Below are 15,972 nucleotides of genomic sequence, written 5' to 3'. Positions count from 1 at the left end.
GTCTATCAAGTAGTTTAGCACCCTTTCAGAGGCAAAAATTTCAAAAGATACAAAATATTGAAAATGTGAGAAAATGTTAGTTAATGATACACGGTAAAAGTAGCGACCCAGTCCTAATTAAAAGAATCAAAGTTAACGTTTGGACACTTCGAGATGAAGTAGAAGCAGCGGTAAAACTAAGGTACAAGAATGGTGAAAAGCCTAATATTGATGACCTTATTGAGACTTATAAAGATAAAGGTGAACTTCCAATCAATGATAGTATTGAAAGTGAAGAAGCAGCACTTGATCCACAAGCTTTGGCAGATGCTGCCATGTCTGGAGACAATGTTACTCCGATAAAAGAAACGAAAATCATCAAGCAATTTATTCCTGATTTACCTCCAGAAAAGGTCTACGTCGGCAATATTCTCCTATCTGAACTTTATATGGATGGGATGTATTTCTTTTGCGAAAGACAATTTACTCAGGGCCAATCAATTGTCGTTGATATTCAAATTCCAAATCGTATCATCCTAAATGGTGTGGTTGTCTTTTCTCGTAGCTACAACATGAAAAGTCGCATTATCTCTCAAACGAGTATGCCATTTAGAACAGGGATAAAGTTCACTTTTCTTAAAGAGGGTGAACGTACACTTCTTAGAAATTTCATCAAATCTATTGAGCCAGAAGTTAGAGAAGAGCCGGCGGCAGTAGCGGCCAGCAAAGAAAGTAGCTCAGGTGGCGATGACGACTTCGATCTCTTTGACGATCTCGAATAAGAATTCTAGAATTTCTTATGCAAAATATAAAACGTAATTACTTTTCAGCTAGTCTTGTCTCAATACTCTTTATTACTCTCCTATTTGGAGCAGTTATTAGTGAGTTTTTTCAAGCACCGGTTATTACATCTAAAGAACTTTCTAATCTCCAATTTCTTTTCACAAGTGATCAGATTGATAAGGTTGAGGATATTTCACTTCAATCAAACCTTGGACGATTTAGTCTTGCTAAAAATAAAAACCAATGGATTATTACGAAGCCTAGAAGAATCAATGCTAATGAAGCAATCATTAATAAACTTTTAGACTCACTAAAAAATGTAAAGATTAAAAAGATCTTTCCAAAAGATCCAATCAACCTTTCAAACTTCTCCCTAGATAATCCAACTTCAATTGTTACATTAAAGGGTGAAAATGGAGAAGATGAAACGATCTCATTTGGACTTATCAATCCTATCGATAACTCTACATATGTTGTAAGCGATAAAGACAATGCGATCTACCACGTTAATGCCGTTAAGTTTTCACTTGAGAAAATCGACCTTCCATCACTTATTGACTCACGAGTCTTTAGTTATGCTCCAAGCGATATTAGAGGTGTTAAAGTTATAAACTCAGGCAAACTACGTTTTGAATTTAGTCGTAATGATAAAGACATCTGGGTATCAGGAAATAAGGCCCTTGATGATGAAGCAGTCCAAGAGTTCCTAGTTAAGCTAACGAGTTTTAAATCAAATTCAATCCTTGATAAGCGTACTGAAAAGATGGACAGTGCAATTGAGCGCTATCTTGCTAAGCCATATTATAAAGTTATTGTAAAAATTAAAACTGGTGAAGAGATTGAATATGATCTTTCTTGGGTATTAACTAGTCTTCCAGATCTTAATATTGAGAAAAAAGAGAACTTTATTATACGAGCTTCAAATAGAGAGCACCCTTTCTTAGTAAGCAAAGAGTATCTAAATGTATTATACAAAAGGCTTAAATCTTTTAGACCAAGCCCTTTGAATAATATTATTTACTAGTCGATTAAATTGTTAAGAATTTGAGAAGCTGCACCTTCAACTTCATCAATGACGTGTTGGATAGCTTTTCCAATGCGGTGGTGCTTGATTGGAAACTTAGCAAAAGGAATGAACATATAATATGTCTCCCCTTTACATGTCTCAAGAGCATTTAAGTCCTTAAAGATATTCTCATCGAAATCAATTTTAACTGTTTTTGCTCTTGTACAATTTCCAATAACTTCATCAAATTCTTCGAATTTTTTCCCTGTAGCGCTGAGGAGTCCCCCAACCTCAGCACTAAGAGATATTTGGTCGGACTGCGATAGACTTAAGAAGTTCTTATGACCTTCAATTGATACAAGGATTCCCTTGCGACTCAACTGAACAATCTGTCCATCAACAGGTTTTAATATTGAATTCCAAAATGAAAATTTTGCTTTTAAATTTGTGTTCATTCTAAAGTCGCGATGACTTAGAGAAAGATTATTTAATAGACGGTCATATACAAATAATTTGTAGATATCGTAATCAACCCATCTCATTGAATGGAGATGCATGAATGGACCGGCCTTATGCTTAAGAGAAATAAGAGTTTGCTTATTAACATCAAACCATAAGTGCTTAAGCCTTGGGTCTATATAGAAGTTATAAAGATCAAATAGAGTCGTCTCCATCTCACCTTTCTTATTAACAAGCCAAACAGGAATTTCTTTGAAAGTTTCAAGCTCTTCCTTCACTTCTTCAATACTCATTGAAGAATCACCATTGATATGACGCTCTTTCATTGCACAAATTAATTTCGACCAATTCGACCAGTGTAAACTGTACGAACTATCATCAAATAGTTGAATTGATTCAAATAATTTCGGATCAGCAATGTAATCTTCTAGATTCTTAAGCGCACTCATGGCCTTCTCTCTTGTCAAAATTAGCTCAACATTCGTTGTATTCAACCAATATAGCAACTTAGTTAATAAATTCGAGCCTTATTAAAATTAGCCTTTATATTCTATTGATTTCGGGCTCTTAACTTAGAAAGTTAGGCTTTTTCCAAGAAATTACAAAATTGCGAAATATTGCCTATTATTCTTGGTATTTAATGATTTTAGCGACTTAAGCTATAATATGAACATGAGAGCAGAGGATATATTCCGTAAATCACATTTGGCACTAAACTTGACCCCTTTTACGATTAGGGAGCTTTTTAATATTCCGACAACACCTTGTGATGTTTATATCTTCGAAGATGGTAAGTTTAAGCACAACCTCTACCGTGGAACATATGTTTCTAATGACACTCTTAAAGAGATGATTGAAAGAGGTCACACGATTGTTTTTGCAAGCAAAGAACAAAGGCAAGAACTGAAAGAGCTGCAACAAGATTGCCTCAGGCAAGTAACTCGCTCTTTTTCAATGGGTGATACTTATCAAAATTGTAAAAATCAACTTAATCTTATTACCATAAACCTTCGATATCTCTTTGAAGATCCTACTGATGATAATGCCCTTAATCTTCAGTATCAAAGCTTAAAAGTACTGGCATCTTTCTTGATTAAGAATCCAAAAATGCACGAAGCGCTCTATCGTTTTTTTGCGGCCCAAGGTCATCATTATATTTTTGCACAACCCCTACTTTCATCAATTTTTCTTGTAGGGATATTAAAGACGTCTCAACTTTATAATGACAAAGATATTGAGAACTTTTTTATCACGAGTTATTTTAAAGATATTGGAATGTCTGCCATTCCAATTGATAAATATGACAAAGAGAACCTATCAGAGATGGATAAGGTACTACTTGCAAAACATCCAATAATTTCAGCGAGAATTTTACAAGGTCGTATTCAACTAAGCCCTGCTCACATGAAAGTAATAGAAAACCATCACACGTTCAGTATTCTAGATAAGTATGATTCAGATAATCAGTATCTAAAAAACTTAACAGTGACAGGTTTTGAAACAATCATGGTTAATATTTGTGATATCGTAGCGGCGATGATCTCTCCACGCCCATATAGAGAGGCTTTAACAATTTTTGATGCTCTAGAAAAAGTACGCACACATATTAGTAAAGACTACCCTCACGAGTTTAAAATTATCATTAACTATTTCAGGAATTTCTTTACAAGTTCAGTCAAGTAAAAAAAACTTTTCATTACGTTTCAAATATTTCAAAATAATAATTAACCAAGGAACCGGTTAATATATTTTTAATTACATATATTTAAATAAAACTATAGATTGCTAAATGATCCAGGGAGGGAACATGGCCAACGAAGTAAGCCCAGTTACGGGAATTATCGCAGAAGAAAACGTCTTTATCGATTTTGGTGAGCACGAAGGAAAATCAATCCTTGAAATTCAGGACACTCTACCTGATTATTACGAGTATCTCGTAAACAAAAGAGAAGAAGGAATCTGTACGATTCGTCGTAATCAAGATAAGTCCTTCAGACTTTACGTATCAAATACATTACAATAATCACGCAGGGCGACAATGTCGCCCTTTTTTTAACAAAATCTTAATAAACACCATATTTACCATGTGCTAAATTCAAGAAAACACTGAATTTAGGAGACACACATGATTAAGAGAATAATTGCACTTTGCCTACTGCTGGCGAGTTCAAGTACTTTCGCTTTAAAGATCAACGCAGCTGGAGCATCATTTCCATATGCTATTTACTCAAAATGGTTTTCTGAATACTCGAAAATTCATCCAGAAATTCAATTCAATTACCAACCAATTGGTTCAGGTGGTGGTATACGCCAACTTTTAAAAGAGACTGTTGATTTTGGTGCATCAGACGCACCAATGAAAGAAAAAGATAAGAAGAAAGCAAAATGGCCAGTTCTACACGTTCCGATGGTTCTTGGCGCCGTTGCCATTGCTTATAATCACCCACAAATTCCAGATGAGCTTAAGCTTGATGGTGCAACTCTTGCAGATATCTACTTAGGTAAAATTACAAAGTGGAATGCTGAGCAAATTGCAGCTCTTAACCCTGGTGTAACTCTACCATCTGATGACATTCTTGTTGTTCGTCGTGCAGACGGATCAGGTACAACGAAGAACTTTGCAGACTACCTTGTGGAAGTCAGCACAGAGTGGAAGCAAAGAGTTGGTACGGGTAAATCACTTCGTTGGCCAACTGGAGTTGGAGCAAAAGGAAATGATGGTGTAACTTCAATTGTAAGCAACACTAAGGGTTCAATCACATATATGGATCTTGCTCACGCTAGAAAGAATAATATTAAGACAGTGGCCCTTAAGAATAAGTCTGGTATCTTTATCAATCCAACTGTTGAGGCCGTATCAGCTTCAGCTAAAGAGTTTAAAACAACTGGAAAAGAGTTAACAGGTTCACTTATTAACAGCAGCGCTAAAGACTCATATCCTATCAGTGCTCTGACGTATATCCTTCTACCAATGGTAGAAAAAGACCAGAAAAGAGTTGAGATTTACAAATTCGTTGAATGGGCAATTAGTAAAGGCCAAAGTTATGCTAAAGAACTTTACTATGCTCCCCTACCAACTGAACTTTCCAAAAAGGTATTAGAAAGGGTAAAATCTCTTTAATGAACCTACTTAAAAAATTAGGGCCAATTTCTCCTTCAAAACAGGATAAGTTGGCCTATATAACACTTCGCTTTTTTTCACTTATTGTCATTATTCTACTGATACTTATGATTGGTCAGCTTTTCTATGCCAGTCGTGAAGCATTTAGTGAGTTTGGATTTAAATTTATTTTCGATGATTTCTGGAATCCAATTGATGACGAGTTTGGGGCACTTCCATTTATCTTTGGTACTGTTGTTACTTCACTTCTTGCCCTTCTAATTGCAGGTCCTGTTAGTATTGCAGTGGCCCTCTTTATTACAGAATATTTACCTAAATCAATTTCAAGTATTCTAGGAACTTTTGTTGAACTTATTGCGGCCGTTCCAAGTATCATTTTTGGTTTATGGGGCCTCTACTACTTAGCTCCTTTTGTTAAAGACCTTCTAACTCCTGCCCTAAAGGCAGTATTTGGATTTTTACCTTTTTTCCAAGGCCCAAGCTTTGGGATTGGTATTCTTACGGCCTCAATTATTTTGGCCATTATGATTATCCCAACTATCACATCTGTTGCACGAGAGGTATTTCGTTCAGTTAATATACTCCACAAAGAAGCTGCCCTAGGGCTTGGGGCCACAAAATTTGAGATGATTAAAATTGCAGTTTTAAGGCCAAGCTTTTCAGGAATGGTAGGAGCACTAGTTCTAGGTTTAGGACGCGCCCTTGGAGAGACAATGGCCGTGGCCATGGTTATTGGTAACACTCCTCAAATCACTAAATCAATCTTTGCTCCAGCTTCAACAATGGCCTCAGTTATGGCAAATGAATATGCAGAAGCAGAAAGTGATCTACACTTATCCGCTCTATGCCTCGTTGGACTTCTCTTATTTGTCGTTACTTTTGTAGTTAACTTAGTAGCACGTACAATTGTATGGAAGCAAACAAAGGGAGCATCAAAGTGAAACTCTCAAAAAGTCGTGTCATAAAGAATCTAATTTTTAAGGGACTGTTAGTTCTTTCTGCTTTATTAGTGATTCTACCGTTAATTTTAGTTTTTATTTTCCTTCTTCAAAAAGGTTCAACTTCAATAAGTTTAGACTTCTTTTTAAATGATCCTAAACCAGTTGGAGAAATCGGTGGTGGTATGAGACATGCCATCCTAGGTACTCTTATTATGGTATCAATAGGTTCACTAATTGCGGTTCCAGTTGGAACACTATGTGGTGTCTACTTAAGTGAATACGGGAAAAGTAAAATTGCAACGGCCCTTAGATTTACAATCGATCTTTTAACAGGCGTGCCTTCAATTGTAGTTGGTATCTTTTCTTATCTAATATTTGTTGTAAGCTTTAAATCATTTTCAGCACTGGCCGGAGCATTTGCTCTAAGTATTATTATTCTTCCTATTGTGACTAGAACAACAGAGGAAATCTTAAAGCTAATCCCTAGGCATGTTAGAGAAGCAGGACTTGCTCTTGGACTTCCAAGATGGCGAGTTATCTTCAATATTATTCTTAAAGGCTCAAGAAACTCTCTCATGACAGGTGTAATTCTAGCAATATCACGTGCGGCCGGAGAAACAGCCCCCCTATTATTTACGGCATTTGGAAGCATGTACATGAGCTACAATGTAACAGGTCCAATGGCCTCACTTCCGGTACAAATTTATAACTACGCAATCAGTCCATATAAAGAATGGCAACAACAAGCTTGGGCCGGTTCATTCACCCTAATTATTATTGTTCTTGGACTGAACTTAAGTGCAAAATTCTTATTCAATTCAAAGAAGCTTAAGAAATTCTTTGTGAGGAAATCATAATGGCAAATAGCGATATCATATTAGATGTAAAAAATATTCAAGCATGGTTTGGAGACTTTCACGCTGTAAAAGGTATTGATCTTAAGTACCATAAGAATACTGTCAATGCGATTATTGGCCCTTCAGGTTGTGGTAAATCAACTTATATTAGAACCCTAAATCGTATTCATGAAGAAGTCGAAGGTGCACGTGTTTCAGGAGAGGTTATTCTTGAAGGAAATGACATCTACGCTCCATCTGCCGATCCTGTTGAAATTCGCAGAAAAATTGGAATGGTTTTTCAAAAGCCTAACCCATTTGCGGCCATGAGTATCTATGACAATGTTGTCATCGGGCCAAGACTTTGGGGAAAGAAGAAAAAAAGTGAACTCGATGAAATCGCCTATAATTGTCTAACGAAAGCGGCCTTATGGAATGAAGTAAAAGATAAACTTCATCAAGAAGGAACTTCACTATCAGGTGGTCAGCAACAGAGACTCTGTATTGCTAGAACACTAGCGACAAACCCGCCAATCGTATTAATGGATGAGCCGACATCGGCCCTTGATCCAATTGCGACAGGAAAGATCGAAGATCTTATGAGTGAACTAAAGAAAGACTATACGGTAATCGTTGTTACACACAATATGCAGCAGGCAGCACGTATTGCAGACTATACAAGTTTCTTTATCCTTGGAGAGCTTATTGAGCATGGACTAAGTAGTGATGTCTTTACCAACCCAAAAGAAAAGAAAACTGAAGATTATATCACTGGCCGTTTTGGCTAAGGAGCATTCAATGGAATTGACTGTTGAAACACTAAGAAAAGATATTACAGAAATGGCCGCAATTGTAGAAAAGATTCTACATGTTGCAGTTGATGAAAAATCAACAATGGAAAATCTCTATGAGCTTGAAAATGAAATCAATGAATTTCATAAGCTTATGGATGATCATGTATTTAAATTTATCGCTCTTAAGTCGCCTACTGCAATTGATCTAAGAACGGCATTGGCCATCATGAAGATCAACTCTGAACTTGAAAGACTCGGAGATGAAGCAGTTAACTTAAAGCGCTACTTAATGCGAATTTCAAATAGAGAAAAACATTGCAGTATCATTCAAGCGGAAGTTTTTGAGATGGTAAGAAAGAGTTTAATTGCCTTTGCTTCTAACAATATTCAAATGGCAACAGATGTAATCAAGGCCGATCACGAAGTTAATTCTCTTCATAGAGATCTAGTGAAGAAGTTTTATCAACTTCTTAAAGATGGAAAGGCAGAAGTTGATGAAGGTTTTGCTGTCATTCGTGTTTCGAAAATATTTGAAAGATGTGGTGATCACGCAACAAATATTTGTGAAGATATAATCTTCTTAGAGTCAGGTAAAGACGTAAGACATACAGAGGATCGATAAGGCAAATAATGAAAGCACTAATTGTAGAGGACGAACAATCAATCGCAAAACTAATTGGGGTAAACCTTAAGGCCATAGGCATTGATTATGACATGGCAAATACAGGTAATGATGCCATCACTGCTATTGAGAATAATCAGTACGAGCTTTTTGTTTTGGATCGCATGCTGCCGGACCTTAGTGGTGTACAAATTTGTCAGTATATTCGAAATACTAAGAAGCTTAAGAATGTAGGAATTCTTTTTGTTACTGCCTTAACTTCTAGCGAATCCATTATTGAAGGACTTGATGCCGGTGCTGATGACTATATTACGAAGCCTTTTGATATTGGAATCCTAAAGGCAAGAGTAAGCAGTCTAAAACGACGAGTTGAAAGTCATCACACAAGCTCTCCAATCAACAACAAGAACACATATAACCATATGGGAATAAAAGTTGATGTCGATGGAGTAAAAACTATTATTGATGAAAAAGAAATTAAGCTGACAGTTTCTGAATTTAAAATTCTTTGTGTCCTAATCTCTTCTCCAGGTAAGGTTTTTACACGTAAACAAATCGTTGATCTTATAAAAGGTGAAAATATTTATGTTACAGACCGCACTGTTGACACTCATGTTTTCGCTCTTCGTAAGAAGCTTGGAAGTAAATCAAAAGTTGTTGAAACAGTTCGCGGGATAGGATATCGAGTAAAGAGTGAAGAATAACTTTTTTAACTTCCTTAAAATAAAGTTTCTAAATGATATCATCTTTTATCAAACGCTAATCTTTTGTTTATCCCTACTCTTTCTGGGCACATTCTTTATCATAAACTTTAAAGATAACTTTATTCACTCGATCGTAGATCAGGAATTACAGTCGCTACGCCAAGATGGTATTGCGAAAATGTGTGACAAACAAACAAAGAGAACACAATTTTATATTCTAAATGCAAATCGTACGATTAGATGTGCGGCCCCAAGCTTTAAGATTGAGGATTTTAAAAATATTATTATTGGCGAATATGATAGTGATGATCGATATATCTATCATCACCGTGTACTTCACTCAAAAGGAAAGAGCTATACTCTCTTTTTAAGGATTGAGTCTGATGCACTAAAACTAATTTCATCAGAAGTCTTTTCCAAACTCTTTATGGCGATGGGAATCTTAGGAATTCTCTTTATTGCAGGACAATTCTTTCTCTTTCGTCACTATTTTACTCCTCTATACGACCTCTTTCATATTTTTAGAATGAAAGGAGTTATTGATACTACTGATAGTCGTGATTACTGGGATTATATTGAGTCTAAGTCTATTAAGAACTTCAATAAGAGACGAAAGCTTCAAAGAGATCTCTTTAATACAAAACAGTATTATTCAGTCATTATTAACTCAATAGATGACCCTGTCGTTGTAACTGATAGTAAGGGCAGAGTTATTTTCTGTAATAATGCATTTAAGAAATCTTTTGCACCTTTTAATGGACGATATCGAGGCGTAGAACTTATTAGTATAATTAGAGACTATGATTTTATTAATCTTATAAGAAAGAATGGTTACCAGGCCAATCTGATCCATAATACTCAAATCGCCTTAACAAAAGTTAGTGGGAAAACAAACTCATTCCAGTTAAAGATTAGCGATATTGAATCTAAGAATAAAGACAAAGAGATTCTTTTCTACTTTAGTGATATTACAAAACTTCAAGATGTAAATAATATGAGACGTGACTTCTTTGAAAATGTTTCACATGAGATTAAGACACCTCTGACATCGATTAAAGGCTATACTCAAACTCTAAAGTCCATTAATACGGACGAAGATCAACAAGAGATTATGGATATCGTTATTCAAAACGTTGATCGCCTTGACGAGTTAATCAATGGAATTCTTTCACTATCAAAGATTGAAAATGAAGGAAAAATTGAAGTAGAAGAAATTAATCTTCCTTCTTTTATTAATGCTCTCATTAATGATCAACAGCTCAAAATAAATGCAAAGAATATGAGTGTAAACTACTCAAATACGGGAGCTGATACAATCGTTGCTAATGGAAAGCTACTATATCACTGTATTTCGAACCTCGTATCAAATGCGATTAAGTACTCGCGAGAAAATACTCAAATTACTATTGAAAGTGGTCAAAGAGAAAATCATCGTTACATTGCAATTACTGATGAAGGTGTTGGTATACCAAATGATAAAATCGCAAGAATCTTTGAACGCTTCTATCGTGTTGATCAATCTCGTAGTATCAATACTGGTGGAACAGGCCTAGGACTTGCCATTGCAAAGCACTCTGCACAAAAAATGAAGGCATCAATCGAAGTTGATAGTATGCTAGATAAGGGAACAACTTTTACAGTGCTCTTTCCAATTAAATCTTAATCGATTTCAAACTTAATAGGTGCCTGCATTAGTTGACTTAGAACTTCTTCAACGTTTGCATCATTGTATAGAACTTCATAAAGTCCTTTAAAAATTCGTGCGCGAATTTCATATTTCTCAGCTAGTAAGAAAGCCGCTTTTGTCGTCTTATAACCTTCAACAACTGTACGTTGTGAATTGATAATATCAAGAGGCTTTCTCCCCTTAGCTATCTCAAGTCCAAAAGTTTTGTTACGAGACAGTCCACCTGTTGTTGTTAGAATGAGATCCCCCATTCCACTTAGGCCATAAAATGTTTCAGGACGAGCGTTAAATACCTTACCAAAGCGTAGCATTTCGACGATTCCACGAGTAATCATAGCGGCACGCGTATTGTGATTGTAGCCTAGGCCTTCAACGATACCACCAGCAATGGCCAAAACGTTTTTAAGAGCACCACCTAGAAGGACACCTTTTATATCGTAATTTGGCAGGGCCTTAAAATATGGAGTTTCTAATTTAGTGGCAACATCCATTAACACTTTTTTAGATCGACCTGCGATTGTGACAAGAGTAATCTGTTTTTCCATAATTTCTTTTGCGAAACTTGGGCCAGATAAGAATGTGATATTGTCACGATAATGCGGAAAGAAATCATTTAGTAGATCATCACTTAACTCAAGAGTATCAGGATCAATCCCTTTTGAAAGACTAATTAAAGGAATGCCTTTACCAAGGTAGCTATTAAAGCGAACAAGGTTTTCACTAAAGAAAGTTCTAATTCCGTGAGTAGGTAACCCTGAAACAATAAGCTCTAAACTATCTTCTTCACTAGGATCTAGCTCACTCCAATCAAGGATTGCCTTAATATTAGCGTCAAGCTTAATACCAGGAAGATAGACAGAATTGATACGGTCCTCATTAATATCTTTATAGATATCTTCTGAGCGTACCTTTAAAATTACATTTTCAAATTTATTTGCCAGAATTGATGCAATCGAAGTTCCGAAAGCACCAGCTCCAACAACGAGAGCTGTTTTATATTCAAAGTTATCTTTTGTCATAGTGCTAGTATACCATGTAGGCGCCCGACTCTTTCATAAATCGTTAACACTTCATCAGAACTATTGCACTTTACATTGAATGTGAAAGAGATGTACTTGCCTGTTTTAGATGGTTTTTCATGGTGAGGCTTTTCTCCTACGGCCATGATTAACTCATCACGATTTGTCTCATTTCCAATAAACTTAAAATTATAGACTGCTGGCCACTCATATTGGTCATCCAATAAGGCCTTTAGTTTTGTTAAATCCATACTAATCAACTCCTACTTTGGCCATGTATCCTTAAAATCAATAGGACTTCCGTCAAAGTCTAAAACTTCAGGAACGATGCCATGGACATAGCGGAAGATATCAATAACTTCTCTAACAGCACCGTGTCCACCTTCTCTTTGCGTTACATAGTCACAATACATTTGAATCTCGTGAGATGCATGTGGCGTTGTTGCAGCAAATCCTGCTGCTTTTAGTAGAGGAACATCAAAGAATTCATCCCCCATAAAAAGTACTTCTTCTTGTTTGAATCCAAGATCTAAGACTTTTTTAAATGCGACTCTTTTATCCTCGTCACCCAAGAAGGCAAAATCAAGTTTTAAGTTATTCACAAAACGCTCTTGAACACCTTTTGATGCACCTCCAGAAATAACACCAACTTTAAATCCTGCTTTCATAAGTAGTTTTAAAGCATAGCCATCCGAAGTATGTGATGAGCGATTAAAGCCCATTTCATCATCTTGGTACCAAACATGACCTGGAGTTAGAACTCCATCAATATCAAAAGCGAGTACTTTAATATCTTTTAATTTTTCTTTATATTTTTGAGCTTTTGTAAATAAATCCATTAATTATTCCATAATAGCGTTTCTAATTCTTAATAGTCTTTGGATAATAACACCCGCTTGGTCTAGAGGCAGGCTTGTGGCCGCATCAGACTTAGCTTCACTTGGATTCGGATGTACTTCCATAAAGATTCCGTCTGCACCTGCTGCCACGGCCGCTTGAGCAAGAGTTAGAATCTGCTCACGCTTTCCACCAGTTGAAGTCCCTAGACCTCCAGGTCTTTGAACACAATGAGTAGCGTCGTGAATTGCACGAACACCAAAAGACTTCATGATTTGGAAACTTGCCATATCTACAATAAGATTATTGTAACCAAAAGATGTTCCCCTCTCAGTTAAGAGGATCTTATCCTTTGAAATAAACTCTTCGGCCTTCTTAACGATATTTCCAGTCTCTTCAGGAGATAGGAATTGTCCTTTTTTAATCTTAAGTTGAGCGTCGTATTTCTTACAAGCTTCAGCACCTGCTAAGATCATATCTGTTTGACGACAAAGAAATGCAGGGATTTGAATTGTATCAACAACACTTGCAACAGTATCGGCTTGCTCAGCAGTGTGAAAGTCTGTGATTAATTGCACACCATATTGCTTCTTCACTTTTTCAAGAATTTGAAGACCTTTTTCAAGTCCAGGACCTCTGAAAGAATCGATTGATGAGCGGTTTGCCTTATCAAAACTCCCTTTATAAGAAAAGTTGATTTCATCCTTTACAGGCTCAAGCATTTCCAAAAGACGTCCACAAACATCCATACACATTTGTTCAGACTCGATTACACAAGTCCCCATGAATAGATCAAATTTTTTATTTTCCATATTTATCTGCCTCTTTAATAAATTCACTAAATACTGGGTGGGCCGCATATGGCCTCGATTTAAACTCTGGGTGGTACTGACACGCAAAGAAGAAAGGATGATCCTTAATCTCAATTGTTTCAACGAGGTTAAGTTCAGGATTCTTTCCACTAATAACAAGACCACACTCTTTTAATTGTTCAACATAGAAGTTGTTAACTTCTAGACGATGGCGGTGTCTTTCATGAATTAGTTTTTCACCATACATCTGTCTTGCGCGACTTCCATCAAGAAGCTCACACTCATAGCTACCAAGGCGCATACTTCCACCTTTAGCACCATCGCGAGTTTGACCTTCCATATAGTGAACTAAAAGATCTCCACCAGCATTAAATTCTTCTGATGTAGCATCTGTTAATCCACAAATATTTCTAGCATATTCAATAATTGCAAGCTGCATTCCTAGACATATTCCAAAGAATGGAACTTTATTTTCACGAGCAAAACGAATGGCCGAAATTTTCCCTTCCGTACCACGCTCTCCAAAACCACCTGGTACAAGAATACCTTGTACATCTTTAAGAAGCTTATCTGCTCCTTCTTTTTCAATATCTTCCGAGTCAACATATACAGGAACAAGCTTTAGCTGATGAGCAAGTGCCCCGTGTCTTAAGGCCTCATCCAGAGACTTGTACGACTCTACTAATTCCGTATACTTTCCAACAACACCAATCTTCACCTCTCTTAGTGGATGATCGAAGTTATATGCAACCTTTTCAAGGTCATCAATCTTTGGTGATGAAGACCAAATCCCTAAGATCTTTGTGATCTTTTCATCTAGCCCTTGAGAATGGAAGTTAAGTGGTACTTTATAAATTGAATCCAAGTCTAAAGATTGGAATACATTGTCTTTTGGTACGTTACAAAATAGTGAGATTTTATCCATAATCGACTGATCAATCTCACGATCACTGCGACAAATAATAATATGTGGGAATAGACCTTGTGAACGAAGCTCTTTAACTGAGTGTTGAGCTGGTTTGGACTTTAACTCTCCCGCTGCAGATAAATAAGGAATTAAAACAAGGTGAACGAATAAAACATTCTCTTGTCCAACGTCATGAGCAAATTGTCTAATTGATTCAACATATGGAAGAGATTCAATATCTCCAATAGTTCCACCGATTTCTCCGATTAGAATATCTGCATCCTCTGCTGCAATATGAATACGACGTTTAATTTCATCCGTGATGTGAGGAACAACTTGAACCGTCTTACCAAGATACTTCCCTTCTCTTTCTTTCTCAATTACCTCTAGGTAAACTTGACCTGTCGTAAAGTTTGATTGTTTTGAAAGTGTTAAAGAAGTGAATCTTTCATAGTGTCCAAGGTCTAGATCTGTTTCAGCACCATCGTCCGTTACAAAAACTTCTCCGTGTTGAGTCGGACTCATTGTCCCTGGGTCAACATTGATATACGGATCCATCTTAAGCATATTAATGCGAATTCCACGTCTTTCTAGTAAAGATGCAATTGAAGCAGCTGCTAAGCCTTTTCCAAGAGAACTTGTAACTCCACCAGTAATGAAAATATACTTCTTTTGGCTATTTGCCATTTATCACTCCCTCCACGAATGGAATATCTTCCGGAGTATCAACTCCACATAATGTCATATCTGTAATTGCGGCACCAATTGTGTAGCCGTTATCAAGTAGTCTTAATTGCTCTAAACATTCAATCTTCTCATTAGTCGACTCACCTAGAGAGCAGAAATTCTTAAGGACTTCTGGTTTGAATGAATAGATACCAATATGTAAATACCAGTTTAGCCCCGGTGTCTTTTGACGATTGAATGGATGAGGGCTTCTTGTAAAGTAATGGCAAATATTTTTCTCTTTTGAAAAGACGGCCTTCACCTTATTTGGATTTAAGTAATCCTCATGATCATTATCAATCGACATCTCTTTTATAACAGTCGCTACATCAAAATTTTGAGAATTATGAATTCGCAATAGTTCAGTTAGTAAGTCAGCTTTGATCAATGGCTCATCACCTTGCACATTGATAACGAAGTCATACTTTTCATCTTTAAAAAAACGATCGTAGGCCAAGAAGATTCTTTCACTTCCCGACGGAACATCATCATCGACTCGAACCACATTGCGGCCAGACTCATTTAACATTTTTTCAATTTCATCATTATCCGTAACGACACAAACTTTTGAACCAGGAAAATTTTCAACAATACCAGCACATCCATCATAAACATGAGAGACCATTGCCTTGCCGGCGATATTTGCTAGAGGTTTTCCGGGGAAACGAGTCGAGGCGAATCTTGATGGTATTAATACCAAAGCTTTTAAGTTCATTATTTACCTTTTTGACAGTAAATA

The 15,972-nt window shown here is 36.4% G+C and carries 18 protein-coding genes; 11 read left to right on the top strand and 7 right to left on the bottom strand.

The window, feature by feature from the left end; translation table 11 throughout:
* The first annotated feature begins 83 nt into the window (after nt 1-83).
* Together C0Z22_RS02365 and C0Z22_RS02360 are read left to right on the top strand one after the other, a co-directional pair.
* Complete coding sequence (locus C0Z22_RS02365; RefSeq protein WP_103216729.1) at nt 84-761, top strand: hypothetical protein; 678 nt, start codon at nt 84-86, stop codon at nt 759-761.
* Between the two features lie 17 nt (nt 762-778).
* Nucleotides 779-1,786 (top strand): DUF4340 domain-containing protein, encoded by a 1,008-nt coding sequence (locus tag C0Z22_RS02360; protein WP_103216728.1) that lies wholly within the window; start codon nt 779-781, stop codon nt 1,784-1,786.
* Here C0Z22_RS02360 and C0Z22_RS02355 read toward each other — a convergent pair.
* Entirely contained in the window at nt 1,783-2,676 is an 894-nt protein-coding gene (locus tag C0Z22_RS02355) for a hypothetical protein (RefSeq protein ID WP_146037760.1), read from the bottom strand. The genes C0Z22_RS02360 and C0Z22_RS02355 overlap by 4 nt on opposite strands.
* Before the next feature lie 223 nt (nt 2,677-2,899).
* Between C0Z22_RS02355 and C0Z22_RS02350 the strand changes: the two genes are divergently transcribed.
* The 9 genes from C0Z22_RS02350 (at nt 2,900) to C0Z22_RS02310 (ending at nt 10,908) form a co-directional block, all read left to right on the top strand.
* Nucleotides 2,900-3,910, top strand: coding sequence for an HD-GYP domain-containing protein (locus C0Z22_RS02350; RefSeq protein ID WP_146037759.1), 1,011 nt, complete (start codon nt 2,900-2,902; stop codon nt 3,908-3,910).
* Nucleotides 3,911-4,034: 124 nt separating this feature from the next.
* The gene (locus C0Z22_RS02345; protein ID WP_103216725.1) at nt 4,035-4,250 is read left to right on the top strand and encodes a hypothetical protein; all 216 of its coding nucleotides are present in this window, start codon (nt 4,035-4,037) and stop codon (nt 4,248-4,250) included.
* A gap of 102 nt (nt 4,251-4,352) precedes the next feature.
* On the top strand, nt 4,353-5,348 hold the full coding sequence (pstS, locus tag C0Z22_RS02340; RefSeq protein WP_103216724.1) for a phosphate ABC transporter substrate-binding protein PstS: 996 nt from the start codon (nt 4,353-4,355) through the stop codon (nt 5,346-5,348).
* A complete protein-coding gene (gene pstC, locus C0Z22_RS02335; RefSeq protein ID WP_103216723.1) occupies nt 5,348-6,289 on the top strand; it encodes a phosphate ABC transporter permease subunit PstC in 942 nt (313 codons plus the stop codon). Before pstS ends, pstC begins: the two co-directional genes overlap by 1 nt.
* Entirely contained in the window at nt 6,286-7,146 is an 861-nt protein-coding gene (pstA, locus tag C0Z22_RS02330; protein WP_103216722.1) for a phosphate ABC transporter permease PstA, read from the top strand. The genes pstC and pstA overlap by 4 nt, the downstream gene beginning before the upstream one ends.
* Complete coding sequence (gene pstB, locus C0Z22_RS02325; RefSeq protein ID WP_103216721.1) at nt 7,146-7,913, top strand: phosphate ABC transporter ATP-binding protein PstB; 768 nt, start codon at nt 7,146-7,148, stop codon at nt 7,911-7,913. Before pstA ends, pstB begins: the two co-directional genes overlap by 1 nt.
* A gap of 10 nt (nt 7,914-7,923) precedes the next feature.
* Entirely contained in the window at nt 7,924-8,541 is a 618-nt protein-coding gene (gene phoU, locus C0Z22_RS02320; protein WP_158246775.1) for a phosphate signaling complex protein PhoU, read from the top strand.
* Between the two features lie 8 nt (nt 8,542-8,549).
* Nucleotides 8,550-9,245, top strand: a complete 696-nt coding sequence (locus tag C0Z22_RS02315) for a response regulator transcription factor (RefSeq protein WP_103216719.1) — start codon at nt 8,550-8,552, stop codon at nt 9,243-9,245.
* On the top strand, nt 9,235-10,908 hold the full coding sequence (locus C0Z22_RS02310) for an ATP-binding protein (protein ID WP_103216718.1): 1,674 nt from the start codon (nt 9,235-9,237) through the stop codon (nt 10,906-10,908). The genes C0Z22_RS02315 and C0Z22_RS02310 overlap by 11 nt, the downstream gene beginning before the upstream one ends.
* On the opposite strand, the gene C0Z22_RS02305 is transcribed toward C0Z22_RS02310, so the two are convergent.
* The 6 genes from C0Z22_RS02305 to C0Z22_RS02280 are packed head-to-tail and all read right to left on the bottom strand — an operon-like array spanning nt 10,905 to nt 15,948.
* The gene (locus tag C0Z22_RS02305) at nt 10,905-11,951 is read right to left on the bottom strand and encodes an NAD(P)H-dependent glycerol-3-phosphate dehydrogenase (protein WP_103216717.1); all 1,047 of its coding nucleotides are present in this window, start codon (nt 11,949-11,951) and stop codon (nt 10,905-10,907) included. The two genes, C0Z22_RS02310 and C0Z22_RS02305, sit on opposite strands and share 4 nt — an antisense overlap.
* Nucleotides 11,948-12,202, bottom strand: coding sequence for a DUF493 family protein (locus tag C0Z22_RS02300; RefSeq protein WP_233189678.1), 255 nt, complete (start codon nt 12,200-12,202; stop codon nt 11,948-11,950). The genes C0Z22_RS02305 and C0Z22_RS02300 overlap by 4 nt, the downstream gene beginning before the upstream one ends.
* A 12-nt stretch (nt 12,203-12,214) precedes the next feature.
* Nucleotides 12,215-12,790 carry an HAD family hydrolase gene (locus C0Z22_RS02295; protein WP_103216715.1) on the bottom strand — a complete coding sequence of 192 codons (576 nt, stop codon included), beginning with the start codon at nt 12,788-12,790 and terminating at the stop codon, nt 12,215-12,217.
* A 3-nt stretch (nt 12,791-12,793) separates the two neighbouring features.
* Nucleotides 12,794-13,600 (bottom strand): 3-deoxy-8-phosphooctulonate synthase, encoded by an 807-nt coding sequence (gene kdsA, locus C0Z22_RS02290; protein ID WP_103216714.1) that lies wholly within the window; start codon nt 13,598-13,600, stop codon nt 12,794-12,796.
* The gene (locus C0Z22_RS02285; protein ID WP_103216713.1) at nt 13,590-15,194 is read right to left on the bottom strand and encodes a CTP synthase; all 1,605 of its coding nucleotides are present in this window, start codon (nt 15,192-15,194) and stop codon (nt 13,590-13,592) included. The genes kdsA and C0Z22_RS02285 overlap by 11 nt, the downstream gene beginning before the upstream one ends.
* Nucleotides 15,184-15,948: a 3-deoxy-manno-octulosonate cytidylyltransferase gene (locus C0Z22_RS02280; protein WP_103216712.1), complete on the bottom strand. Its 765-nt coding sequence runs from the start codon at nt 15,946-15,948 to the stop codon at nt 15,184-15,186. Before C0Z22_RS02280 ends, C0Z22_RS02285 begins: the two co-directional genes overlap by 11 nt.
* Between the last annotated feature and the right edge of the window lie 24 nt (nt 15,949-15,972).

It is taken from the genome of Halobacteriovorax sp. DA5, assembly GCF_002903145.1.
Classification (GTDB): domain Bacteria; phylum Bdellovibrionota; class Bacteriovoracia; order Bacteriovoracales; family Bacteriovoracaceae; genus Halobacteriovorax_A.
This window is presented reverse-complemented; position numbering and strand designations above follow the sequence as displayed.